This is a genomic window from Nocardia sp. NPDC046763 (genome assembly GCF_040645495.1).
Taxonomy (GTDB): Bacteria; Actinomycetota; Actinomycetes; order Mycobacteriales; family Mycobacteriaceae; genus Nocardia.
Map to the genome: position 1 here is coordinate 41,403 of NZ_JBEYYI010000011.1, position 21,882 is coordinate 63,284.

A 21,882-nucleotide genomic window follows, 5' to 3' on the forward strand; every position below is an offset into this window, starting at 1 on the left:
CTGGGATTTCTTCGCTCGGGAAGGTGGACGCAACGGTGCGGACCTGGGACTCTTCGGCCGATGTGGTGGTAGTCGGGTACGGCGGCGCGGGTGTCGCGGCAGCACTGGCCGCGCGGGAGTCGGGCGCCGACGTACTCGCCCTGGACCGCTACCTGGGTGGCGGGGCGACCGCGCTCTCCGGCGGAATCGTCTACGCGGGCGGCGGCACCTGGGTGCAGCGCGCGGCCGGGGTCGAGGACGACGTGGAGAACATGCTCGCGTATCTGCGCGCCGAGGTCGGCGACACCGTGAGCGAGCGGACGCTGCGCAAGTTCTGCGAGGAGTCGCCCACACTGATCGATTGGCTGACCGCGCACGGGGTGCCGTTCCAGCCGTCGCTGTGCCCCTTCAAGACCTCGTACCCCACCGACGACTACTACCTGTACTACTCGGGCAGCGAAAACTCCGGTGGCTTCCGGGAATTGGCACGGCCGCGGCAGCGCGGGCATCGCGCGCACGGACGTGGGGTGTCCGGCAAGAAGCTGTTCGGGCCGCTCGCCGCGTCGGCGGCGAAGCACGGGGTGCGGGTCCAAACCGGTACCCGGGCAACGCGGCTCGTGATCGAGGACGGCCGGGTGGTCGGCATCCAGGCGACCACGATCAGCGCCGCGCCCGCGGCGGTGCAGCGCAGATTCGCCGCGCTGGCCCGCATCTCGGCGAAACCCGGTGTGTACCACCAGGGTCTGCGCAAGGCGGTGCAAGCGCTGCTGGCCCGCCTCGAGCGGCGCTACGGAACGCCGGTGCGCATTCGGGCGCGGTCGGGGGTCATCCTCACCACGGGCGGCTTCATCGCCAACGGCGCGATGGTCGCCGAGCACGCGCCGGACTATCCGTGGGCCGAGGGACTGCCGCTGGGCACCGCCGGGGACGACGGCAGCGGTATCACCATGGCGCAGGAGGCCGGCGCGGCCACCGGTCGCATGGATGTGCTGTCCACCTGGCGTTTCATCGCACCGTCGAGTGCCTACTTCGGCTCGATCGCGGTGGATGCCAACGGTCGGCGCATGATCGACGAATCCCGCTACGGCGCGGCTCTGGGCGCGGCCATCGCCGCCAGTCCGGGACATCGGGCCTGGCTGCTGGTCGATGCCCCGCTGGCCGCCGAGGCGCGCCGCCAGCTCGGGAAGCAGTCGGTCTGGTTCCAGCGCATGCAGGCCGAGCGGCTGCAGCGGTTCGGCAGTGTGACCGGCCGGACCGTCGAGGAGGTCGCGGCCCGGGCCGGTATCGATCCCGCGGCCCTGCGCAAGACCGTGGATGCGCACAATCGCGCCATCGAGCAGCAGCTGCCCGACCCCATGGGCAAGCCCGACGACATCCGCCGCCCGCTGCACACGGGACCCTTTGCGCTGCTGGACATCTCGTTCAAGTCCCGACTGACCTACCCGATGCCCATGCTCACCCTGGGCGGGCTGCTGGTGGACGAGGAGACCGGCGCGGTCCGCACCGAATCGGGCGCAGCCATCCCGGGTCTGTTCGCGGCGGGCCGGGCCGCGGTCGGAGTGTGCTCGAACTCGTACGTGAGCGGCCTGTCCCTGGCCGACTGCGTGTTCTCGGGTCGCCGCGCCGGTACCCACAGCGTGGAGCTGGCGGCGACGCACTGACCCCGGAGCCCACAACGACGACGTCACCACCGCGCCCCCGGAGCACTGATCGCGTGCCCGAGGTTCCCGCGCCGCGCCGGCCGCGGCGTCAGTCGGTGGTGCGCGCTCCGAGTTCGAAGGTGTGCAACAGATCCGCCGCGACGCTCACCGCGATGACAGCCGGTTCCTTCCCGGTGATATCGGCCAGCCCGATGGGAGTCTTGATGCGGCCCAGGGCTTCCGGCGAATGGCCGCCCTCGGTGGTGAGCCGCTTCCTGAACCGCGCCCACTTGGCCGGGGATCCGATCAGGCCGATGGTGCCGAGGTCGTCGGCGCGCAGCGCGGCATCGCAGAGGGCGGCGTCCTCGGCGTGATCGTGGGTCATGATCAGGATGTGGGTGCCGGGCGGCAGCCGGTCGAGGACCTGCTCGGGCAGCAACGGCGTGTGATGGGTATGGATCCGGGCGATGGCGTCGTCCAGCGGCGCGAGCCGTTCCCCGGTGAGCACCTCGGGCCGGGAGTCGATCAGATGCAGGTCGAGATCCTGGCGGGCCAGGATGCGGGCCAGTTCCAGCCCGACATGACCGACACCGAAAATGGCCACGGACGGGTGCACCGGCAGCGGCTCGAGCAGGACGGTCACCGTGCCGCCGCAGCACTGGACGCCGTGCTGACCGACAACCTTGTCGTTGAGGGCGAATTCCATCAGCTCGGGTTCGGCGTGCGGTTGCGAGATCAGTTCGCGGGCGCGCTCGACGGCGACGGCCTCGACATTGCCGCCACCGATCGAACCCCAGATATCGGACTGTCCCACCACCATTTTCGCGCCCGCCCGGCGCGGCGCGTGGCCGCGTACGGACGCCACCGTCACCAGGACGCCGGGCTCCCGTCGGTCGCGCAGTCGCGCGACCGCGGTCACCCAGGTCATGTCACGCACCGGCGGAAACGCTTTCCTCGGTCGCGAATTCGCGGGTGCGCCGGACCGCGTCGAGGGCCCAGTACACCGCCTCCGGTGTGGCGGGCGCGCCCAGCTCGACGCTCACCCCGTCCGGTCCGAAGGCCGCGGCGGCCCGGCGCAGCGCCTCGCGCACCGAGAACGCCAGCATGAGCGGCGGCTCCCCCACCGCCTTGGACCCGTACACCACGCCCTCCTCGTGCGCGTGCTGCAGCAGGGTGACATTGAAGACCTCGGGCATCTCCGAGAAGCTGGGCAACTTGTAGGTGCTCGCCGCCTGGGTGAGCAGTCGCCCGCGGCCGGGTCCGTCACCGGTGTCCCAGCGGATGTCCTCGAGCGTCAGCCAGCCCGCGCCCTGCACGAAACCGCCCTCGATCTGGCCGATATCGATGAGCGGCGACAGGCTGTCACCGACATCGTGAACGATGTCGACGCGGCGGATGCGGTACGCGCCGGTGAAGCCGTCCACCTCCACCTCGGCGGCGGCGGTGCCGTAGGCGAAATACTTGAACGGCGAGCCGTGCATGGTCTTCGCATCCCAGTGCAGGCCCTCGGTGCGATAGAAACCGGCCGCCGACAACTGAACTCGCTGCAGGTAGGCCGTCCGGCACAGGTCGTTCCATTCGACGACCGCGTCACCGGGGCCCAGGGCACGGGCGACACCGTCGGCGATGCGTACGTCGGAGGCATTGACCCCCAGCCGGGCCGCCGCCACCTGCAGCAGCCGGTCCCGCAGTTGCTCGCAGGCGTTCTTGACGGCCGCGCCGTTCAGGTCGGCCCCCGAACTCGCCGCGGTCGCGGAGGTGTTGGGCACCTTGTCCGTTCGCGTCGGCGCGAGCCGCACCTTGTCCAGCGGGATGCCCAGCGTGGTGGCCGCCACCTGCAGCATCTTGGTGTGCAGGCCCTGCCCCATCTCGGTGCCGCCGTGATTGATCAGCACCGACCCGTCCTTGTAGATCAGCACCAGCGCCCCGGCCTGGTTGAAGGCCGTCATGTTGAACGAGATGCCGAACTTGACGCCGGTGACGGCCAGCCCGCGCTTCACGTGCGGATGCGCCGCATTGAAGGCCGCGATCTCCTTTGTGCGCGTGGCGATCTCACCGCGTTCGAGCACCTGGTTCCAGGTGGCGGTGATGCGCTCGGGGTGGCGCACCTGCTGCCCGTAGGGCGTGAACTGCCCGGCGCGGTAGAAGTTGCGGCGGCGCAATTCCATCGGATCCAGGCCGAGCAGCGGCGCGCACCGGCCCAGCAGGTCCTCCATGACGAGCATGCCCTGCGGTCCGCCGAAGCCCCGGAAGGCGGTATTGGAGGGCTTGTTGGTCTTGGCGATACGACCGGTGAAGCGCCCGTTGGGAATCCAGTACAGGTTGTCGATGTGGCAGAGCGCGCGGGCCAGCACCGGCTCCGAGAGGTCCAGGCTCCAGCCGCCGTCCGAGGTCAGGGTGGTGTCCAGCGCCTGGATGTGCCCGTCGGCGTCGAATCCGACCCGCCACTGTGCGTGGAATCCGTGCCGCTTGCCGGACATGGTCAGGTCCTGGGTTCGGTTGAGCCGCAGCCGGACCGGACGCCCGGTGATGGTCGCGCCGAGCGCCGCGATGGCCGCGAAGCCGTGCGGCTGCATCTCCTTGCCGCCGAATCCGCCGCCCATGCGCAGGCATTGCACGGTGACCTCGTGATTGTGCAGCCCGAGTACATGGGCCACGATCTCCTGGGTCTCCGACGGATGCTGGGTGCTGGACTGCACGAACACCTGCCCACCCTCGTCGACATACGCGAGGGCGGCATGGGTTTCGAGGTAGAAGTGCTCCTGGTCGGAGAAGTGGATTTCGCCGGTGAACACGTGCGCCGAGGCCGCGAACCCGGATTCCAGGTCGCCGCACCGTACCTGGGGATGCGCACCCTGGAAGCTGCCGGCCGCCACGGCTTCCTCGATCGTGATCAGTGAGGGCAGCGGCTCCAGCTCCACCTCGACCGCCGCCGCGCCCAGCCGCGCAGCCTCGAGGGTCTCGGCCAGCACCCAGCAGACGGCGTGGCCGTGGAAGCAGACCTCGTCGGGGAACAGCGGCTCATCGTGCTTGACGCCCGCGTCGTTGATGCCGGGCACGTCCGCGGCGGTGAGCACCCGTACGACGCCGGGCACTCGCAGCGCGGGCGCGGTGCGCAGGGCGGTGATGCGCGCGTGCGCGTGCGGCACCTGCACCGGATACGCGTGCAGCACATCCTTGGTGCGGTACACCAGGTCGTCGGTGTAGAGCGCGGCCCCGGTGACGTGCAGAGCGGCGCTCTCGTGCGGCAGCGCCACACCCACCGCGGGATTGTCGGGTCGTTGCGACAGGTGGCTCATGACAGCATCCCCGCGGGTTCGGTGGTCTCGGCGAACAGTTTGCGCAGGCTCTCCCCGAGCATGGCGCTGCGATACCGCGCGCTGGCGCGGTGATCGTCGAGCGGCGTGCCCTCGTCCCGCAGCACCTGTGCGGCCTCGATCACGGTCGACTCGGTCCAGGGCCGGCCCACGAGGGCCGCCTCGGTGTCGTAGGCGCGCACCGGGGTGGCTGCCACACCGCCCAGCCCGATGCGCGCGGTGCGCACCAGACCGTCCTCGATGTCGAGCGCGAAGGCCACTGCGACGCTGGAGATATCGTCGAAGCGCCGCTTGGCGATCTTGTGAAAGGCGGTCACCGGCACCAGCGGCAACGGAATCCGGACGCTCTTGATGAGCTCGTCCGGCCGCCGCACCGAGCGCCGATAGCCGGTGAAGTAGTCGGCCAGCGCGACCTCGCGCTCACCGTCGGCATCGGCCAGCACGACCGACGCCGCCAGCGCCAGCAGCACCGGCGGAGCGTCGCCGATCGGCGAGCCGGTGCCGAGGTTGCCGCCCAGGGTGGCCGCATTGCGGATGAGCCGGGAGGCGAACTGCGGGAACAACTCCGACAGCAGCGGCACCCGCCCGGCAAGGCGGCGTTCGATCTCGGTGAGGGTGAGCGCCGCGCCCAGCTCGATCCGGTCCGCGCCGATGGTCAGCTCCCGCAGTTCGGCCAGCTGATCGACGGCCAGCAGGTAATCCGCCCGCTGTCCACGGATGTTCACCTCGACGCCCAGGTCGGTGCTGCCCGCCACCACCGTGGCGTCCGGGTGCTCGCGCAGCAGCCGGACCGCGTCGACGAGGGTCGCGGGCCGGACGAAACGCCGCCCGCCGGAACTGAAGTCGGTCGCCACCGGTTCCGGCGGGTCGGAGGCGAGCCGCCGGGCCAGTTCGTCATCGGCCGCGGGCTCGCCGACCGCGAACGCGGCATCGCGGATGGGCCGGTAGCCGGTGCACCGGCACAGATTGCCGCTGAGCGCGTGCAGATCGAAGCCATTGGGCCCGGTCTCGGCGTGCGCGCAGTCGGGCGCGATCTCGTCGAGCGCCCGCCGATCCGGCCGGTAGTACTCCGCGGCCATGCTGCACACGAATCCCGGTGTGCAGTAACCGCATTGCGAGCCGCCGCGCACCGCCATCTCGCGCTGCACCGGATGCAGCTCCGCGGGGCCGCCCAGGCCCTCGGCGGTGACGATCTCCTGCCCGTCCAGCGCGACGGCGGGCACCAGGCAGGCATTGATCGCCACCCATTCGGTCCGCTCGGCCACTCCCGGCCGGGCCACCAGCACCGAACACGCGCCGCATTCGCCTTCCGCGCAACCCTCCTTGCACCCCGTGAGCCCGAGCTCCCGGAGAAAGTCCAGCAGGGAGGTATGCGTGGCGACGGGAGAAATCGGCGTGGTTTTCCCGTTCACCGTCATGAAAATTGCCATTGCAGGCTGCCTTCTACGTCGAGTGCACTATCCAGTGTCGGCGGATTAATTCCGCTCGTCGAGAAAGTCGTGGCTCAGCAGCCGTGCGCCACGCGGCCGGGCACCCACACCGTCCGGTGGGCGAGACGACGCAGGTCGGAATTGGTGGATATCCGGTCGCCTCCTGCCTGTGACCACGGGTTACGAGGTCCCGAACCTACGTCGCGGCACGATATTCGGTCAACACGAACGGCCGCGGGCCGTGGGATTCTGTAGGAAAATACGAAGGCGGCCGGGAGGCGCGCCGAACCGGCTGGACAATCGAACAATCTGCTGCGGGACAGGTATTTCCTGCGCCATCATTCGGGTCGTGGTCGCGGCCTGTTCGGGCCGCTGTTCACGTGTTCCAGGAGGCATCATGCAAATGCGCTTTTCGCGCCCCTCCCGTAAACCCGATATCGGCGTCGTCGGGCCCCGGCATCCGGTCGACGAAATCCCGCCGCCCCCACGATTGGCGCTGCTGGGCCTGCAGCACCTGGCGATCATGTACGCGGGCGCGGTCGCGGTGCCGCTGCTCGTCGGCGGAGCGCTGAAACTACCGGCCCACACCATCGGCCTGCTGGTGAATGCCGATCTGCTGGTCTCCGGCATCGTCACCATCATCCAGTCGGTCGGCATCGGCCGGATCCTCGGTGTCCGGCTACCGGTCGTCGCGGGCGCGACCTTCACCGTGGTCTCGCCCATGATCCTGATCGCGCAGCAGTTCGGCGGCGGCGAGGCCGGGCTGCCCACCGTCTACGGCGCGATCCTCGTGTCGGGCGTGTTCGGTCTGGTCATCGCCCGCTTCTTCGCCAAGGTGGTGCGGTTCTTCCCGCCGCTGGTGTCGGGCTGCGTGATCTGTGTGATCGGGCTGTCGCTGATCGGGGCGGACGCCGGGCTGATCGCCGGCGATGACCCGAAAGCGGCCGACTACGGCCAGGTTTCGCATATCGCGCTGGCCGGGCTGGTGATCGCGCTGATCGTGGTGATCCACCGGTTCGCCCGCGGGCTGATCGCCCAGCTGGCCGTGCTGATCAGTGTCGTGATCGGCACGCTGGTGGCGGTGCCCATGCATCTGGTCGACATGTCGGCGGTCGGGTCCTCGGGCTGGTTCGCGATCTCGCGGCCGTTCATCTTCGGGGCACCCGAGTTCCATCTCGGCGCGATCATCTCCATGTGCGTGGTCATGCTGGTGACCTTCACCGAGTCCACCGCCGATATGGTCGCCGTCGCCGAAATGGTCGACAAGCAGCTCGAGCCCGCGGATCTGGGACGCGGCCTGGCCGCCGACGGACTCTCCGCGGTGCTGGCCGGATTCATGAACTCCTTCCCCGACACCGCCTTCGCCGAGAATGTCGGCCTGGTCGGGCTGACCGGCGTGCGCAGCCGCTGGGTGGTCGCGGCCTGCGGCGGCATGCTGGTGGCGCTGGGGCTGGTGCCCAAGGTCGGCAGTGTGGTCGCGGCGCTGCCGGGTCCGGTGATCGGCGGCGCCGCCACGGTCATGTTCGCCATGGTCACCGCGGTCGGGCTGCGGGTGCTGCACAAGGTCCAGTTCGAGGGCACCAGCAATATGCTGATCATCGCGGTCACGCTGTCGGTGGCGCTGCTGCCGGCGGTGGCCCCGAACATCTACACCAAGTTCCCGGCCGACTTCCAGATGATCGCGGGCAGCCCGATCACCTCGGCCGTGATCGTGGTCTTCGTGCTCAATCTGGTCTTCAATCACTGGGGTGCGAGCAGAACCCGCACGCCGGTGAACGAGGCGCACTGACCGCTCACACCGGTTCCACTGCACCGCTGGGCAACTCGGCTGCCACCGGGTCCGCCCGGCGGGCATAACGCTGAGCCAGGGCCGCGCAGGTGAAGAGCTGGATCTGGTGGAAGATCATGAGCGGCAACACGATCAGGCCGACCGGATGCCCCGCGAAGAGCACCGAGGCCATGGGCAGGCCGGTGGCGAGGCTCTTCTTGGAGCCGCAGAAGGTCAGCACGATGCGGTCCGCGTGGGAGAAGCCGAGCAGGCGGCCACCCAGTGAGGTGACGGCCAGCACGGTGGCCAGCAGGGCCGCGAGGACCAGCACCGTGGACACCAGCACGCGGGCCGGCAGATCGTGCCAGATGCCAGCTGTCACACCGGCACTGAACGCCGCGTAGACGACGAGGTAGACCGAGCCGCGATCCACCGTCCTAGTGGCGGCCGGATGGCCGAGCACCCAGCCCAGGCGGGGGCGCAGCAGCTGCCCGGCCAGGAACGGCAGCAGTAGCTGGACCACGATGGCGAGCACCGCCGACGGTGAAACATGCACGCCCGCCGTCGTATTCATGCAAGCCATCACGAGCAGCGGGGTCGCGAAGACGCCGATCAGATTCGACAGCGAGGCGCTCACCACCGCGCCGGCCACGTTGCCCCGGGCCATCGAGGTGAAGGCGATGGAGGACTGCACCGTCGAGGGCACCAGGCACAGGAACAGCACGCCGGTGTAGAGGTCCGGGGTGAGCACGCTCGGCACCAGCACCCGCAGGGCCAGGCCCAGCAGCGGGAAGATCACAAAAGTGGCTGCCAGCACTCCGGAGTGGAGTCGCCAGTGCCGCAGTCCGGCCAGGGCCTCGCGGGGTTCCAGGCGGGCGCCGTAGAGCAGGAACAGCACCGCGATGGCGATCTTGGTGGCCCAGTCCAGTACCTCGGCCGCTTCGCCGCGCGCGGGCAGCAGGGCGGCCAGCGCGACGGCGGCCAGGATTCCCAGCATGAAGGAGTCGATGCGGAGTTTGGCGAGGAGCTGCACGTTTCGACGGTAGGAGCGTGGATGCTGATCGCGATAGTCGTTCGATCCGATATCTCTCATCGAGATACGTGATAATTACCGGCATGTTCGAACCCGAGTTGCTGCGCACCTTCCTGGCCGTGGAGCGGGCCGGCGGCTTCACCGCCGCGGGCCGTCAGCTGGGCCTGCGCCAGTCCACCGTGAGCGGTCATATCGCCCGGCTGGAACAGGCCGCCGGGCGGGAGCTGTTCCGCCGCGACACCCGAAATCTGGCGCTCACGGCCGACGGCGCGGCCATGATCGGCTTCGCCCGCGCCATCCTCGCCGCGCAAGCCCAGGCCCAGGCCTACTTCTCCGGTTCCGCCCTCACCGGCCTGGTCCGCCTGGGCGCGTCCGACGATCTGATGGCCCACGCGCTCCCCGACATCCTGGTGGAGTTCCAGCGCACCCATCCCGGCGTGGATCTCGAGCTCACCGTCGGCCTGAGCGAGACCCTCAAATCTCGCATGGCCGCGGGCGAACTCGACCTGGTCTTCGGCAAGCGGCTGCCGGGCGAGCGGCGCGGCACGCTGCTGTGGCGGGACCGTCTGGTGTGGGCGGGGCCTTCGGCCACAACGGAATTCGAAGATCCTGTGCCGTTCGTCACCTATCCGGAGCCGAGTCTGACGCGGCAGCAGGCGTTGCGCGCGCTCGAGCACGCGGGCCGCACCTGCCGGGTCGCCTGCGTCAGCGACAGCCTGCTCGGACTGCGGGCGGCTGCTCTGGCCGGACTCGGGGTGATCGCGCACGCGGCGGGTGTGCTGCCCGATGGGCTGGTCCCGCTCACCGACCCCCGGCTGCCCGAATTGGGGGAACTGGATTTCGTTCTCATGCACCGCCGCACCCGCCTGGCGGATCCGGAGCAGGCGCTGGCCGACGCCATCATCGCCAATGCGCGCCGCCTATCACTACAGACCACACGGTCGGGCATGTGACCGCACCGCCCGCTTTGGGCGGTAGGGTGCTGAGAATCCGAATTCGCGCTACGCAGAGCGCGGATCGGCCGGCCGATGGCCGGCAGCGTCGAGGCGGGCGGGCTGAAGCGTTCGTGTTCAGCATTTCTCGAGCCCGGCAGTGTGTATCGCACATCCGAGGTGGGTTTGGTGTTGATCGGTGCAAGAACGAATGACGGTACTGCCATTGCGGATTCCGGTGGGCCACCACCGGCGTGGCGCAGGACGACGCTGATCGTACTGGCCTTCGGCGCGGTGCTGTCGCTGGTGCTGATCTTCATGACGGTGGATCCGTGGCTGGACCAGGTGGGTTTTCTGGCGGGCGGCTTCGACGTCCACGTCTACCGGGACGGCGCGTGGAAGATCTACCACGACCATCCGCTCTACACCGAGACGACACATCGCGGCCTGTCCTACACCTACACGCCGTTCTCCACGCTGATGTTCCTGCCGATCCTGATGGTGCCATGGGGCTACGTCACGAATTCTTGGCTGGCACTGAACATTTGCGTGCTCTACGGCTGTGTCCTGCTGTGCTGGCGCGTACTCGGCCACCGCCTCACCTGGCGGCTCGCCGGGATCAGCGCCCTGCTGGCGGCGACGGGCATGTTCCTGGAGCCGGTGCGCACCACTCTCTACTACGGCCAGATCAATCTCGTCCTGATGGCGTTGATCCTCTGGGATTTCTCGCGCCCGGAGGGCAGCCGATTGCGCGGCGTGGGTGTCGGGCTGGCCGCGGGCATCAAACTGGTGCCGCTGTATTTCGTGGCGCAGTTCCTGGTGCTGCGGCAGTGGCGGGCGGCCGTGGTGGCCGCGACCACCTTCGTCATGACGATCCTGGTCGCCGGCGCCGTCCTCCCATCCGATTCGAAGCAGTACTGGACCAAGACGTTCTTCCAGTCGGACCGCATCGCCCCCGACACTCAACCGGCCAATCAGTCGCTGCGGGGCGCGATCGCCCATCTCTCGGGCCATCAAGTGCCGCAGTGGCTGTGGCTGCTGATCGCCGTCCCGGTCGCGGTCGGCGGCCTGCTGCTCGCGGCGGCGCTCTACAACCGCGGCGAGAAGCTGCTCACCGTGACCACCGCGGGCTTGACCTCGTGCGCGGTCTCCCCGTTCTCCTGGAACCACCACTGGGTCTGGTTCCTGCCGCTGTTCGTCTACCTGATCAACCGTGCCGCGTCCGAACCGCGTTGGTGGTCGGCGGCCGGTTTCCTGTACCTGACCACCGGCGCGTGGGCCTACCACTGGACCGATCGCTGGGTGGTGGTCGGCTGGTTCCTGTTCCCGCCATCCTGGCCGATCTCGCAGATCCTGCTGAACTGCTATGTCATCGTGTACGCGGTCATCCTGGGCGGCCTGATCGCGTGCCTCCGGCACTCCCCCGACCGCGGATATACAACCGACCGGTCGGCTATTTGGCCGCATCCGTTATAGAAGAGTGGCCGAGGGTATATCCGAATCAGGCCAGAGATGGGAATCCCTCTCGCGCATACCTTTCGCGAGCGATGACCCGAGGAGGACGCCATGAACGAGCCGGTGTGCATCGATTGCTGGCGGCGTGACAACCTCACCTTCGCCCAGCGGCTGGACCCCGCCTTCATCAAGCCGGGACCGAAGTACCGGTGCGCCATGCACCGGGCGCAGTGCGAGGCGGACGGAATCGGACCGGACCACACGGAGCGCACCGACCGCGCCGCCTGACGAACCCGGACGCGGGGCGCGTCACGGCGTCTCGATGACGAGACCCGTTCGCGCGCTCCGCTTCTCACCCCACTCGTAGAGCGCGGTCAGCACCGGGACCAGAGTCCACCCCTCGTCGGTGAGGTCGTACTCCACCTGCGGCGGGACAGCGGGAAACACCGTGCGCCGCACCAGCCCATCGGATTCCAGCTCCCGCAACTGCTGAACCAGCATCTTCTCGCTGGTGTCCGGCATGAGCCGCCGCAACTCCCCATACCGCCGCACCCCCTCCTTGAGGTGCGCCAGAATGACCGCCTTCCATTTCCCCCCGATCAGATCGACGGTCACCTCGACCGGGCAGTGGTAGCGCTTCGCTGGCATCTCGCCTCCGGTACTTACCGAAAAGTGCGTTCTTGTAACACTGTAATCATCGGACTTTCATGAATTCTCATGAAGGTCATTACATTCGATCGATTCAAGCCCGGCGTCACGCTGGAGACCATTACCCCGTATCTGCCCGAGGAGGTCGCCAATGTGTGGCGGCTGTGGAAGGCGGGCATTGTGCGGGAGAACTATGCCCGCGCCGACGAGCCGGGGGTGGTCATCGTGTTCGAGGTCGACAGCGTCGAGGAGGCGCAGCGGTACGTGAACGACTTCCCACTCACCAAGAAGGGGTTCCTGGAGTGGACGTATGTGCCGGTCACGGCCCCGCTGCCGATCGAGGCGCTGATGGACGCCTCGGTGGATGTCGCGGAACCCTACGACCGCACCCGGTGAGGCCGTCATGCGACAAGCCTACGGCCTGACCATTCCGCAGACCGTCGAGGACGCCTGCCATCCGGAGCGGATGGCGCTGCTGATCTACGACATGCAGGCCGGCATCGTGGGGCAGCTGCCCGACGGCGAGAGCATTGTGAAGTCCTGCGTGCAGTTGCGGGATGCGGCGCGGGCGAACGGTTTCCGCGTCTTCTACACCCGGCACATGTCGATTCCTCCAGCCGCGGCGGGGATTTCGCAGTTGCGCACCGCCATGGAGTGGCAGCACGTGGACGATCCGGCCGAGGTGCGGGCCGCCTTCGCGCAGGGCTCGCCGCAGTACCAGTTGGTGCCCGAGCTGTCCCCGGGTCCCGACGAGGTCGTCTTCGACAAGATCGCCATGTCGGCATTCGCCGGGACGCCGCTCGATATCGCCCTGCGGGACTTGGGGATCGGCGCGTTCGCGGTGGCAGGCATCGCCATGGAGGTCGGCATCGAACCCACGGTGCGCCACGCCACCGACCTGGGTTACCTGCCCATCGTGGTGACCGACGCCTGCGGCGCGGGCCATGCCGAGGCGGCCGAACGCTCGCTGGCCGGACTGGCCTTCGCGGGCGGTTCCCGCACCACGGACACCGCTGCCCTCAGCGCGCTCATGAATCGCCGCTAGCGGGCAGAATCTCGGTGTAGGACAACGGGATCGCGGCGGGTCCGCGTAGCGTGACATGTTCCCGGTACAGCGGACGCTCGCAGTCGAGCCCGGGTTCGCGCACGCGCCGCGCGAATCGGGTGAGGGCTATATCGGCCTCCAGCCGGGCCAGCGGAGCGCCCAGGCAGAAGTGCTGGCCGAGACCGAAGGCCAGGTGCCGGTTCTCGCGGGCCGGGTCGAAGCGGCCCGGATTCGCGAAGACCTCCGGATCGCGGTTGGCGGCGGCGAGCAGCATGGCGATCATGTCGCCGGCCGCGATCTCGATGCCCGGCAGGGCAATCGGGTCGCGAGCGATGCGCGGAACCAGTTGCACCGGCGGGTCGTAGCGCAGGGTCTCCTCGATCACCGGCCCCGCGAAAGCCCCTGCGGTGCACAGAATGGCCAGGTGATGACGGTGGCCGAGCAGCGCCAGGGTGGCATTGGCGATGAGGTTCACCGTGGTCTCGTGCCCGGCGATCAGCAGCAGCCCGCAGGTCGCGATGAGCTCCTCGTGGGACAGCGCGTCGCCGGAGTCCTCGGCGGCGATGAGCGCGGACAGCAGATCGCCCCCGGGCCGCCGACGCCGCTCGCGCGCCAATTGTTCGAAGTAGGAGTGCAATTCGTTGTTGGCCCGCACCAGTTCGACCGGGTCGGGCCGGCCGGAGGTGGCGGTCCCCGACACCGGGTCGAGGGTGCGAGCCAGCATGGACGACCACTCCCGCAGCCGCGGTTCGTCCTCGATCGGCACCCCGAGCAGTTCGCAGATCACCGTGATCGGCAGCGGATACGCGAGATCCGCCACCACATCCAGCCGCCCACGCTCGGCGGCCCGATCGAGGGCGGCGTCCGCGATCGCGGTGATCCGCGGCGCCATCCCCCGCACCACCGCCGGCGTGAACGCCTTGGCCACCAGCCGCCGCAACCGCGTGTGATCGGGCGCGTCCCGGAACAGGAACGACATGGTCCCCAGCAACTCCCCGGCCCGTTCCCCCGCGAGATCGTAGGTCGGCGTCGGCCCCAGCGGCAACGACGCATGCCGCCGCTCCACCACCGCCCCCGAATGCCGCAGCACCGCCGCACAATCCCGATACGACGTCAGCACCACCACCGGCCCACCCCCGAGCCGCACCGGCCCGTGCTCGCGCATGCGGTCGTACAGCGGATACGGATCGGCCCGATTCGCCGGATCCAGCAGCCCGGCGAAGAACCCGGGAGTGGACGGGGAGTGCGCTGTGGTCATGGATACCGCCTAGAGGTCCGCCGGGCCGACAAAAGCTACAGTAACTGTAACTACAGTGACTGTAGTATTTGCGCGGCAGATCCAGATGTCAAGGCAGCTCCGAAGCAGAGAGGTGAACCGTGGCCGAGCGCCGAAACCGGGCCTACGCACCGCGGATGGCACCCGAGCAGCGACGGGAGCAGCTCCTCGACGCGGTGCTGCGGGTCATTGTCGAGGAGGGCATTCACAAGGTGTCCATCGACTCCGTGGCCCGCGCGGCCGGGGTCAGCCGGCCGGTCATCTACGGCCTGTTCGAGGATTCCGATGCGCTGCTGCGCGCCTCCCTGGACCGCGAGGAGACCGCGGCCCTCGCGGAGCTGGCAACCGCGGTGCCACTGGCATCCGCCGGGGATCCGGGCCGCGCCGCCACCGAGAGCCTCGAACGCTTCCTCACCGCGGTGCAGGCCGCGCCGGATCGGTGGCGGGCGGTTTTCCAGCTGGTCGATTCGAGCACTCCGACCTTCCGGCGCCGGCTGGAGCGGGGGCGGCAGGCGTTCATCGCGGCGCTGGAAACCTTCGTGCGCGAGGCGGTTCCGGCCGAGCGGCGGGCGGCGGTGGATGTGGAGCTCACCGCCCGCACCCTGTTCGCGCTGTTCTGGGAGGCGGGACGGCTGGTGCTGGCCGCACCCGAAGTCTTTCCGCCGCAGCGTATCCACGATTTCGCGGCGAGCCTGATTCCAACGCTGCTCGGCTGACCTGACAGTTCAGGATCAGGATGTGGCTCAGCGCTTGACGGCCGTCACGAATTGCACCGCGCCGGAAGACTTCCGGACGGTCACCTCGCAGTCCGCGGCGGTGAGGACGTCCGGCACGACGTGGTAGCCGAGGCTGCGCGCGCCCCCGATGCCGGTCACGCCGCGGAAGAGTGGGAAGTCGAGCATCGGCGGGTGGGCCAGCGCGGTCACCGCGATCCGCCCGCCCGGCCTGGCCACCCGGGCGATCTCGGCCCGGGCGCCCTCGGCGTCGGGAAAGAAGTGCAGCGCGAAGAAGCAGGCCACGGCGTCGAAGGCGCCGTCGGCGAAGGGCAGGTGGCCCGCATCGCCACGCACAAAACCAACCGGTCCAACCGCATTGGTGCGCGCCGCCTCCGCCAGCATGGACTCCGAGGCATCGAGCCCGACGGCCAGGCCCGAATCCCCCGCCGCCCGACCGAAAGCCCTGGTGAACAGCCCCGGCCCGCAACCGACATCGAGCACCAGCGCGCCCTCGGTAATCCCGAGCGAGTCCACCGCCCGCTGTTTCTCCCGGCGCACGCCGACCGCATTGCGTCCCATGGCGAGCCGGAAGAACTCGCGCCAGATGGGTTCGTAGACGCGGGAGATCAGCGGCACCCGCATGGCCGCCTGACCGATGCCCTTGGCCGGCGGCGTCTCCGCCCCGAGCACATCGAGGTATCCGTGGACGACGGTAGATTCGGGGAGGAGCAATTCCGCGATGCGCTGCTGCGGCGACTTGGTCGCGATCATGCCGCGCAGCTTACGCAGGTAATCGGCGCGGCGAAAGGATTGTCTGGGACAGGAATCGGCTGTTAGGTTCGATCTGCACGTCTCGTTCCGATGGAGGGGTTTTGCGCACGGTCACCCGAATCCTGCTGCTGCTGGTCACGCTCGTCTCCGCGCTGGCCCTGCCGCCCTCCCAGGCCATGGCCACCCCGGCCGACCCGGCGCTCGACGGGGCCACCTCGCAGCAGCTGGACGACCTGCTCGCCCTGCGCAACTCGATCACAGGCAACCGGACCGACGCCATCGCCCAGCTCTCCAGCCGCTTCCTCGGCACCCCCTACGGCGCGAACATGCTGATCGGCTCCGCCACCCGGCCCGAGCAGCTGGTCATCGACTTCCGCCGCGTCGACTGCTTCACCTACCTCGACTACGTGGAGGCCCTGAGCCGCTCCACCACCCGCGCCGACTTCATCCAGAACCTGGTGGCCACCCGCTACGCCGACGGCCAGGTCGAATTCACCCGCCGCAAGCACTTCTTCACCGACTGGGCCGCCGTCAACCGCATCGCGGCCACCGACATCACGCCGACCCTCACCCCGGCCGCGGTCACCGTCACCAAGCACCTCAACGCGAAAGCCGGTGGCGGCAACTATCTTCCGGGCATCCCGGTGGTGGACCGCGACATCACCTACATCCCCGCCGGCTCCTTCGACAACGCCGTCATCACCGCCCTCCACACCGGCGACTACCTCGGCGCCTACACCCCCGACGCCGGCCTCGACGTCTCCCACGTCGGCATCTTCATCAGCACCCCGAACGGGCCGATGTTCCGTAACGCCTCCTCCCTCGCCGGCAACGACCAGGTCGTCGACACCCCCCTGACCCAGTACCTCACCACGGTCCCGGGCCTGGTCGTGCTGCGCCCGAACTAGTCCCGGTCAGTCTCGACCGGAACCTCGGCCAAGGTTTCCGCGCTGTACGGCATTCCCTGCCCAAGCGCCCAGTTCTCCGCGATCCGTCCATTGTCGAGGCGAAAGATCTCGATCATCATCGGTTCCGGGCCATTGCCAGGGACCGGGATTCCTTCGATGGACGAGCGAACGGCCACGCGGTCGCCGTCGACCAGTACATCTTCGGCAACGACACGGATGTCGGGGAATTGGGCAACAAGACTGCGCCAGGCACTCTTTCCCGCCTCGAAACCGGTGGTGCCGAGCGGATGACTGAAGCAGTCCGGCGTGTGCAGGTCAGCCGCTCGGTCGAACTGCCGGGTGTTGAAGCACTCCTGCATCTGCCGTACGACGGCACCGGCGTCCAGTGTGGTCATGGTTCCACCCTCCCAGGGCAGTGGATCGGAACACGATGAGCGGCAACACATCCGAATAATCGGTGCGCCGCCCCGCTTATTCGATCAGTATACGGGGCGGCGACCCGGTTATCCTGGAGCCGACATGTCACACCAACCGTCCCAACGTATTCCGTCCGATGTATCGGCCACGCGAGGTCGCGACCGCGAGCTGCGCGCCGATGCGCGTCGCAATCGAGAACGCGTGCTGCGCACCGCGCAGCAGCTGTTCGCTCAGGAAGGGCTCGGCGTCTCGCTCGATGAAATCGCCCGGCGCGCGGGGGTGGGCCCCGGTACGGTCCATCGGCACTTTCCCACCAAAGAGGCGCTGTATCTCGCCGTCTCGATCGATCAGATCGAACAACTGGTGGCCGAGGCAGCGGTGCTGGCGACATCGGAAGACCCCGCAGCACTATTCACGCTGCTGTCGCTGATGATGGCCAACGGCGTCGAAAATGCGACGGTCAAGAGCGCACTCGCCGCCGCCGAATTCGACCTGCGGATGGCCGCACCGGAGGTGGCGGCGGATCTCACCCGCCATGTCGGCGATCTGCTCGAGCGGGCGCGCACCGCAGGTGCCGTGCGGCAGGACGTCACGGTCGACGAGGTGATGGCACTGGTCGCGGGCGCCTTCGCCGCGATCCGGCATGCCGGCGCTCAGTCCAGCTCGGCGCGAATCGCCGGGATCATCCTCGATGGGCTACGACCCCGATCCCACTGAGCGCCTTCGCCGCTCAGACCAGATGCACCTCGACGCCCGCGTCGCGGATGGGGGCGAGGGCGGCGGGGGCGGCGTCGCGGTCTACGACCAGGACGTGGATGGCGTCGATGGGGCAGATGCGGGCCAGGGCGGTGCGGTTCAACTTGTCGGCGGTGGCGACCACGATGACGCGATGGGCGCGGCGGACCATTTCGGCATTGATGCCCGCCTCGTCGAGGTGACGGCATTGGGCGCCGCCCTCGGCGGAGAGCGCACCGACGCCGAGAATCACGGTGTCCAGGCGTAATTCGGCCAGGGCCAGGGCGGCGAGGGGGCCGTGGAGTTCGTAGGACTCGCGGCGGGCCAGGCCGCCCAGGCAGATGGTGCGCAGGTGGGGGCGCAGGACCAGTTCGGCGGCGATATTGAGGGCGTTGGTGACGATGGTGAGTTCGTGGTCGGTGGAGGTGGGGAGGTCGGGGCGGGAAGCCAGAGCGCGGGCCACGGCCGTGGTGGTGGTGCCGCCGTTGAGGGCCACCACTTCGGCCGGATCGATCAGGGCCGCAGCATGTTCGGCGACGCGCTGTTTGGGCTCTTCGGCGCCGCCGCGGTAGCGGGCGGGGAGGTCGTAGGCGACCGCCGTGGCGACGATGCCGCCGTGGGTGCGGGTGGCCAGGCCCTGGTCGGCGAGGGCGGTGAAGTCGCGCCGAATGGTGGCGGGGGATGCGCCGACGCGGGCGGCGGCCTCCTCGACCGAGAGGCGGCCGGCGGCGGCGAGCAGTTCCAGCAGGCGATTCCAGCGCCGGGCACGATCGGCGGGAGCGGTCATTTCACGCTGCCGGCGGTGAGGCCGGCGACCAGGCGCTTCTCGATGAGCGCGAACAGAATCACGACGGGCACGATGCCGACGGTAGAGATCGCGAACACATATTGCCAAGCCACGTCGTACTGCCCGACGAACTTGGTGAGCGCCACCGACAGCGGCTGATTCTCCGGCGTGGTGAGAATGACCAGGCTGGCGGCGAATTCGTTCCAGCACGAGACGAAGGCGAACACGGTGGCGGTGACGATGCCGGGCCACACCAGCGGCAGGCTCACCCGGGTCAGGATCTGCCAGCGGTTCAGCCCGTCCAACTGGGCGGCCTCCTCCACCTCGACCGGCACCCCGGCGAAGAAGCTGTGCAGGATCCACACCGCGAACGACAGATTGAACGCGCCGTTCACCAGGATCATGGCCAGCCAGGTGTCGTTGATGCCGAGGGTGAAGAACTCACGCAGCAGGCCGGTCACCAGCACGGTCGGTTGCAGCATCTGGGTGACCAATACCAGACCCAGGAACAGCGTCCTGCCCGGAAACCGCCGCCGCGCGGTGTAATACGCGGCCGGAATGGCCACCACCAGCACCAACAGCGTCCCGAACACCGAGATCACCAGGGTGCTCACCAGATTGAACGGCAGCGGCGTCTCCGGCGTGTGCCACATGGTGGCGTAGTTGTCGGGCCGCCATTGCCGCGGCAGGTAGGTCGGCGGGATCCGCAGGATCTCCGAACGCGGCTTGAGCGACCCGAGCACCATCACCAGATACGGCAGCAGGAACACCGCCGCCAGCGCCGCGCCGACAGCCGTGAGCCCCCACCGCCGCCGGGTCATCGCGCCTCCTCACCGGCGGGCCGGATCAGCTTCACGTAGATCGCGATGATCACCAGGATCAGCACGAAGTTCAGCACGCTCATGGCCGCCGCGGTGGCGACCTGCTGATTCTGCCGAATCAGCTTGAAGGTCAACGTGGTCGTGGTGTCCGCGGAGAAGCCCGCGATACTGCCGGTCAGCACCTGCAGGATCGGCAGCGAATTGAACGAGTTGATGATGTTGATGACCGTCGCCACCGCCATGGCCGGACGCAGTTGCGGCAGTGTCAGATACAGGTATCGCTGCCACGAGCTCGCCCCGTCCACCCGCCCGGCCTCGTCGATATCGGACGGAATCGATTGCAGCCCCGCCAGAATCGTGTAGGTCGTGAACGGCACGGACACGAACACCGCCACCCCGACGGCCACGAGGAACGCCGGCCCCGGCTCCTTGGTGAATCCGAAACCCCGGTCCAGCACCCCGATATCGACCAGGAGCCGGTTGGCGATCCCCACATCCGGATCCAGCATGTAGTCGAAGATGGTGGTCGTCATGACCACCGACGCCGCCCACGGCACCAGGATGGCCAGCCGCACCGCAGTTCGCCCCGGGAAGTCCTTGTTCAGGAACTGCGCCAGCCCCGCCGAGAGCACCAGCGTGATCACCACGACCGCTACCACCCACACCCCGGTGTGCGCCAGGATCGCGGGCAGCTCATCGATGGCGAACAGCCTGCGGAAGTTGGCGAATCCGGCCGGGCCGCGGTCGGTCCCGTAGGCGCTCAGGTCGCGGGTCGAGGTCCAGATCATGTACCCGGCCGGGTACGCGACCACCGCCGCGATCAGTACCAGCACAGGGCCGATCCACGGCAACGCGCGCAGCGTGGCCGTGGATCGATGGGAGGCGACGCCCCTCAACTCGCCGCCTGCTGAATCTTCTGCAGCACCGAGGCCGGGTCGCTGCCCTGCGCGATCGTGCCCATCTGCTGCCGGATGGCGCCCTGTGCGGCACCCCATTTCGGGTTGTTGCTCGGGTAGAACTTCGCGACCGGCAGGGTGGCGGCGAACGCCTTGGTGACGGGATCGTCGGTGAGCGCGGCCGCACCGCTGGTGGTGATGGGGATGAAGTGCTCACCGCTGACGAACTTGGCGTAGACGCCCGCGGAGTAGAAGTAGCTGAGGAACTTCTTGATGGCCGCGGCCTTGGTGCCGTCCTTCTTGAAGGCCATGAGATGGTCGGCCACACCGAGGGTGGACGGGTCGCCGGTCTTGGTCGGCGAGGGCGCGGTGGCGTACTTCAGGCTCGGATTCTTGGCGGCGATCTGACTGATGGTGGGCGGCAGCCCCTCGATCATGCCGATCTTGCCCTGGATGAACGCATTGATGACATCGAGCCGGTTGGTGGCGCCCGGATTCGGTTCGGTCACACCGGCGTCCGCGATGGCCTTCATGGCCCGTACGCCCTCGATGTTCTGCGGGGTGTCGACGGTGACCTTGTCGCCATCGGACCAGGTGCCGCCCGCGCCGAAGGTCCAGATGGAAGTCTCGCCCTGGGCTTCCTCACTGCCCAGCGGCAGCCCGTACCCGGAGACGCCGCCGAGGGCCTGGATCTTCTTGGCGTCGTCGGTGAGCTCGGTCCAGGTCCGAGGCGGTGCGCCGATGCCCGCCTTGGCGAACAGCTCGGTGTTGTAGAACAGCGTGCGGGTGGAAGCGAAAAGCGGGAGCGCCCACTGGGTTCGGTCGATGGACGCGTTCTTGGCGAAGCCGGGCTGGATGTCGGCGATCACCGCGGGGTCGGCGATATCGGTGGCGGGGTAGAGCTGGCCATCGGTGGCGTAGGTCGAATAGGCGTCGATATTCAGGATGTCGGGCGTGGTGCCCTTGGACTGCAGCTTGGTACGCACCACGTCATTGATCGAATCCCAGGACTCCATCGAGAGTTTGACCTTGACGTCCGGATTGGCCTTCTGGAAATCCGCGATGATGGCGTCCCACTCAGCCTTGGTCCCGTCGCTGTACGTCGGCGCGAGGAAGGTGAGCGTATTGGGGTCCGAGTCATCGGATTTGCTCCCGCCGAAACCGCAGGAGGACACCGTCAGCACCAGGCCGGTCAGCAGCGCCACCGAGGAAAGTGCGCCGCGCAGTGGACGTTTCACGACAAGGGCTCCTCAATCTGCACACCCTGCGACGCGAATCGCGGATGATGAATGAAGCGAACGATTCGGT

The 21,882-nt window shown here is 68.5% G+C and carries 22 protein-coding genes; 10 read left to right on the plus strand and 12 right to left on the minus strand.

Features of this window, described 5'->3' with window-relative positions:
• Nucleotides 1-35 precede the first annotated feature (35 nt).
• On the plus strand, nucleotides 36-1,640 hold the full coding sequence (locus tag ABZ909_RS19410; protein ID WP_357001307.1) for an FAD-binding protein: 1,605 nt from the start codon (nucleotides 36-38) through the stop codon (nucleotides 1,638-1,640).
• A gap of 88 nt (nucleotides 1,641-1,728) precedes the next feature.
• Here the strand turns inward: ABZ909_RS19410 and xdhC are convergent, their stop codons facing one another.
• From xdhC to ABZ909_RS19425, 3 genes are read right to left on the minus strand one after another with little or no spacing between them, the layout of a single operon-like run.
• A complete protein-coding gene (xdhC, locus tag ABZ909_RS19415) occupies nucleotides 1,729-2,547 on the minus strand; it encodes a xanthine dehydrogenase accessory protein XdhC (protein ID WP_357001310.1) in 819 nt (272 codons plus the stop codon).
• A 1-nt stretch (nucleotide 2,548) separates the two neighbouring features.
• On the minus strand, nucleotides 2,549-4,918 hold the full coding sequence (gene xdhB / locus ABZ909_RS19420; protein ID WP_357001313.1) for a xanthine dehydrogenase molybdopterin binding subunit: 2,370 nt from the start codon (nucleotides 4,916-4,918) through the stop codon (nucleotides 2,549-2,551).
• Nucleotides 4,915-6,366: an FAD binding domain-containing protein gene (locus ABZ909_RS19425; protein ID WP_357001315.1), complete on the minus strand. Its 1,452-nt coding sequence runs from the start codon at nucleotides 6,364-6,366 to the stop codon at nucleotides 4,915-4,917. Before ABZ909_RS19425 ends, xdhB begins: the two co-directional genes overlap by 4 nt.
• A 397-nt stretch (nucleotides 6,367-6,763) precedes the next feature.
• Between ABZ909_RS19425 and ABZ909_RS19430 the strand changes: the two genes are divergently transcribed.
• The gene (locus ABZ909_RS19430; RefSeq protein ID WP_357001317.1) at nucleotides 6,764-8,155 is read left to right on the plus strand and encodes a nucleobase:cation symporter-2 family protein; all 1,392 of its coding nucleotides are present in this window, start codon (nucleotides 6,764-6,766) and stop codon (nucleotides 8,153-8,155) included.
• Between the two features lie 4 nt (nucleotides 8,156-8,159).
• On the opposite strand, the gene ABZ909_RS19435 is transcribed toward ABZ909_RS19430, so the two are convergent.
• Entirely contained in the window at nucleotides 8,160-9,167 is a 1,008-nt protein-coding gene (locus tag ABZ909_RS19435) for a bile acid:sodium symporter family protein (RefSeq protein ID WP_357001320.1), read from the minus strand.
• Nucleotides 9,168-9,250: 83 nt separating this feature from the next.
• Between ABZ909_RS19435 and ABZ909_RS19440 the strand changes: the two genes are divergently transcribed.
• From ABZ909_RS19440 to ABZ909_RS19450, 3 genes are all read left to right on the plus strand, one after another.
• Nucleotides 9,251-10,120, plus strand: coding sequence for a LysR family transcriptional regulator (locus ABZ909_RS19440; RefSeq protein WP_357001322.1), 870 nt, complete (start codon nucleotides 9,251-9,253; stop codon nucleotides 10,118-10,120).
• Nucleotides 10,121-10,288: 168 nt separating this feature from the next.
• Nucleotides 10,289-11,575: a glycosyltransferase 87 family protein gene (locus ABZ909_RS19445; RefSeq protein ID WP_357001324.1), complete on the plus strand. Its 1,287-nt coding sequence runs from the start codon at nucleotides 10,289-10,291 to the stop codon at nucleotides 11,573-11,575.
• Between the two features lie 90 nt (nucleotides 11,576-11,665).
• The gene (locus ABZ909_RS19450) at nucleotides 11,666-11,842 is read left to right on the plus strand and encodes a hypothetical protein (protein WP_357001326.1); all 177 of its coding nucleotides are present in this window, start codon (nucleotides 11,666-11,668) and stop codon (nucleotides 11,840-11,842) included.
• Nucleotides 11,843-11,863: 21 nt separating this feature from the next.
• On the opposite strand, the gene ABZ909_RS19455 is transcribed toward ABZ909_RS19450, so the two are convergent.
• Nucleotides 11,864-12,202, minus strand: coding sequence for a helix-turn-helix domain-containing protein (locus tag ABZ909_RS19455; RefSeq protein ID WP_357001329.1), 339 nt, complete (start codon nucleotides 12,200-12,202; stop codon nucleotides 11,864-11,866).
• A 69-nt stretch (nucleotides 12,203-12,271) separates the two neighbouring features.
• On the opposite strand from ABZ909_RS19455, the gene ABZ909_RS19460 reads away from it, so the two are divergent.
• Together ABZ909_RS19460 and ABZ909_RS19465 are read left to right on the plus strand one after the other, a co-directional pair.
• Complete coding sequence (locus tag ABZ909_RS19460; protein WP_213557582.1) at nucleotides 12,272-12,598, plus strand: hypothetical protein; 327 nt, start codon at nucleotides 12,272-12,274, stop codon at nucleotides 12,596-12,598.
• Between the two features lie 7 nt (nucleotides 12,599-12,605).
• Entirely contained in the window at nucleotides 12,606-13,247 is a 642-nt protein-coding gene (locus ABZ909_RS19465; RefSeq protein WP_357001333.1) for a cysteine hydrolase, read from the plus strand.
• On the opposite strand, the gene ABZ909_RS19470 is transcribed toward ABZ909_RS19465, so the two are convergent.
• Complete coding sequence (locus ABZ909_RS19470) at nucleotides 13,231-14,505, minus strand: cytochrome P450 (protein WP_357001335.1); 1,275 nt, start codon at nucleotides 14,503-14,505, stop codon at nucleotides 13,231-13,233. The two genes, ABZ909_RS19465 and ABZ909_RS19470, sit on opposite strands and share 17 nt — an antisense overlap.
• A gap of 155 nt (nucleotides 14,506-14,660) precedes the next feature.
• On the opposite strand from ABZ909_RS19470, the gene ABZ909_RS19475 reads away from it, so the two are divergent.
• Nucleotides 14,661-15,239: a TetR/AcrR family transcriptional regulator gene (locus ABZ909_RS19475; RefSeq protein ID WP_357001339.1), complete on the plus strand. Its 579-nt coding sequence runs from the start codon at nucleotides 14,661-14,663 to the stop codon at nucleotides 15,237-15,239.
• Nucleotides 15,240-15,266: 27 nt separating this feature from the next.
• Here ABZ909_RS19475 and ABZ909_RS19480 read toward each other — a convergent pair whose 3' ends face one another.
• Nucleotides 15,267-16,010: a methyltransferase domain-containing protein gene (locus ABZ909_RS19480; RefSeq protein ID WP_357001341.1), complete on the minus strand. Its 744-nt coding sequence runs from the start codon at nucleotides 16,008-16,010 to the stop codon at nucleotides 15,267-15,269.
• A 101-nt stretch (nucleotides 16,011-16,111) separates the two neighbouring features.
• Between ABZ909_RS19480 and ABZ909_RS19485 the strand changes: the two genes are divergently transcribed.
• The gene (locus tag ABZ909_RS19485; RefSeq protein WP_357001343.1) at nucleotides 16,112-16,918 is read left to right on the plus strand and encodes a DUF1460 domain-containing protein; all 807 of its coding nucleotides are present in this window, start codon (nucleotides 16,112-16,114) and stop codon (nucleotides 16,916-16,918) included.
• Here the strand turns inward: ABZ909_RS19485 and ABZ909_RS19490 are convergent.
• Nucleotides 16,915-17,313, minus strand: a complete 399-nt coding sequence (locus ABZ909_RS19490) for an ester cyclase (RefSeq protein WP_357001345.1) — start codon at nucleotides 17,311-17,313, stop codon at nucleotides 16,915-16,917. The genes ABZ909_RS19485 and ABZ909_RS19490 overlap by 4 nt on opposite strands.
• A 223-nt stretch (nucleotides 17,314-17,536) precedes the next feature.
• Here ABZ909_RS19490 and ABZ909_RS19495 point away from each other — a divergent pair, with 223 nt between their 5' ends.
• On the plus strand, nucleotides 17,537-18,052 hold the full coding sequence (locus ABZ909_RS19495) for a helix-turn-helix domain-containing protein (protein WP_357001348.1): 516 nt from the start codon (nucleotides 17,537-17,539) through the stop codon (nucleotides 18,050-18,052).
• 13 nt (nucleotides 18,053-18,065) lie between these two features.
• Here the strand turns inward: ABZ909_RS19495 and ABZ909_RS19500 are convergent, their stop codons facing one another.
• Genes ABZ909_RS19500 through ABZ909_RS19515 form a run of 4 tightly spaced genes read right to left on the minus strand, consistent with a single transcriptional unit; the run spans nucleotide 18,066 to nucleotide 21,812 of the window.
• A complete protein-coding gene (locus tag ABZ909_RS19500; protein WP_357001350.1) occupies nucleotides 18,066-18,857 on the minus strand; it encodes a DeoR/GlpR family DNA-binding transcription regulator in 792 nt (263 codons plus the stop codon).
• Entirely contained in the window at nucleotides 18,854-19,678 is an 825-nt protein-coding gene (locus ABZ909_RS19505; RefSeq protein WP_357001352.1) for a carbohydrate ABC transporter permease, read from the minus strand. The genes ABZ909_RS19500 and ABZ909_RS19505 overlap by 4 nt, the downstream gene beginning before the upstream one ends.
• Nucleotides 19,675-20,511 carry a sugar ABC transporter permease gene (locus tag ABZ909_RS19510; RefSeq protein ID WP_357001355.1) on the minus strand — a complete coding sequence of 279 codons (837 nt, stop codon included), beginning with the start codon at nucleotides 20,509-20,511 and terminating at the stop codon, nucleotides 19,675-19,677. The genes ABZ909_RS19505 and ABZ909_RS19510 overlap by 4 nt, the downstream gene beginning before the upstream one ends.
• Nucleotides 20,512-20,570: 59 nt before the next feature.
• A complete protein-coding gene (locus ABZ909_RS19515; RefSeq protein WP_357001358.1) occupies nucleotides 20,571-21,812 on the minus strand; it encodes an extracellular solute-binding protein in 1,242 nt (413 codons plus the stop codon).
• Nucleotides 21,813-21,882: the final 70 nt, after the last annotated feature.